Raw genomic sequence first — 1,593 nt, 5'->3', positions numbered from 1 at the left:
GACCAGACATGCTCATCAACGCGGCTCTTCACGGTTCCCGGGGAAATAGGTTCGTGTTGTAGCAAGCAGAGGACTCGTGGTCCTGCTGGGATGAGTGTTACTACGCATTCAACCTGAACAGGAACCACGAGCCTTGTTAGAGCCTACTGGGGCTGGCCATGACGCTGCCAGCTTGATCTTCAACCTGCCTGATTACCGAGTGGCCGGCACCGTTCTGCTCCCGGGCGGGATCCGCCACGTCACCGTGGAATCCACGTTCCCGCCGGGCTGCCCGAGTTGCGGAGTGATCGCTTCGCGGGTCAAGGAGCGCCGCTGCCAGAAGCTGCGTGATGTTCCGGTTGCCGGCGCGGTGGTGCTTCTCTGGGACAAGCGGCGCTGGTTCTGTGACGAGTATTTGTGTGAGCGGAAGTCGTTTTGCGAAGCGACACCCCAGGTCCCGCGCAGGGCGCGGTCCACGCGCAGGCTCCGGGAGACGCTGGTGGACGCGGTCATCGGTTCCGGGCGTGCTGTGTCCGAGACGGCTATGGCGTTCGGGATTTCGTGGTGGCTGGTCCAGCAGGTCATCGGTGACGCCGCACTCCGCCTGCCGGACGTGGACCTCCTGGCGCCGAGGATGCTGGGTATCGATGAGCACCGGTACCGGTCGGTGCGGTTCTTCCAGGACCCCGGCACGAAGGCATGGACCCGGTACGAGCCGTGGATGACTACGATCGTGGATCTGGACACTGGGCAGGTTCTGGGCATCGTGGACGGACGGGACCACAAGGGCGTCGGGGACTGGCTCTTCGCCCGGCCCCTTCAGTGGCGGCTCGGGGTGCAGGTCGTCGCGATCGACCCGTCCGCGGCCTTCCGGAAGGCGCTGCGGATGTGGTTGCCGCGCACGGCGGTCTCGGTGGATCTCTTCCATGTGACGATGCTTGCCAACGATATGCTCACCGCGGTCCGGCAGGGCCTGTCCCAGCAGGTCAGGGGCCGGCGGGGCAGGGCCACGGACCCGGCGTGGGCGAACCGGATGCTGCTGCTGAAGGCTAACGAGAACCTCTCGGAACGCGGCCAGCACCGGCTGGCGGGAGTGTTCGCTGCTGACGACCCGACGGGCAGTCTCGAGGCCGCCTGGCAGGTCAAGGAACAGCTCCGAACCCTGCTGAACACAAGTTCGCTGGAAGATGCCGGTGCGGCGAAGAACGCGCTTGCTGACCTCGTGGCACGCGCCGCGACGCCGGAAACAAGCAGGCTCTACCGGACCGTGTGCCGCTGGTGGAACGAGATCGAAGTCCTCATAGTCACCGGAGCCACCACGGCCAAGGTAGAGGCAAACAACACTGCAATAAAACACATCAAGCGAACCGCGCGAGGCTATCGAAATCCGGACAACTACAAATCGCGTATCCTCTTGAGAAGTGCAGCCCGAATGGCAGCATGAGCAGTCATCTCAGCAGACCATTCCCCGGGAACCGCGAAGAGCCATCAACGCCGAGTGCGTCCACTCCTTCGAGGCGGTCCGTCGCTGCGATCCGCAGGGATGCTTCCACCCTGACGGCGTCCCAGACGGTGTGCCAGGAAACGCCGAGTTGGTGGGCCGGAGTGGAAACG

Annotated in this window: 1 protein-coding gene; it reads left to right on the top strand. The window is 64.3% G+C overall.

Annotation, left to right across the window (positions count from 1 at the left end):
- The first annotated feature begins 133 nt into the window (after nt 1-133).
- Nucleotides 134-1,423 (top strand): ISL3 family transposase, encoded by a 1,290-nt coding sequence (locus tag ACLRGI_RS23255; RefSeq protein ID WP_503409157.1) that lies wholly within the window; start codon nt 134-136, stop codon nt 1,421-1,423.
- Nucleotides 1,424-1,593: the final 170 nt, after the last annotated feature.

This window comes from Paenarthrobacter sp. PPS72, from assembly GCF_048537125.1.
Lineage (GTDB): Bacteria > Actinomycetota > Actinomycetes > Actinomycetales > Micrococcaceae > Arthrobacter > Arthrobacter nitroguajacolicus_E.
Note: the sequence above shows the minus strand (reverse complement) of the source record. Positions and strands in the feature narration are given on the sequence as shown.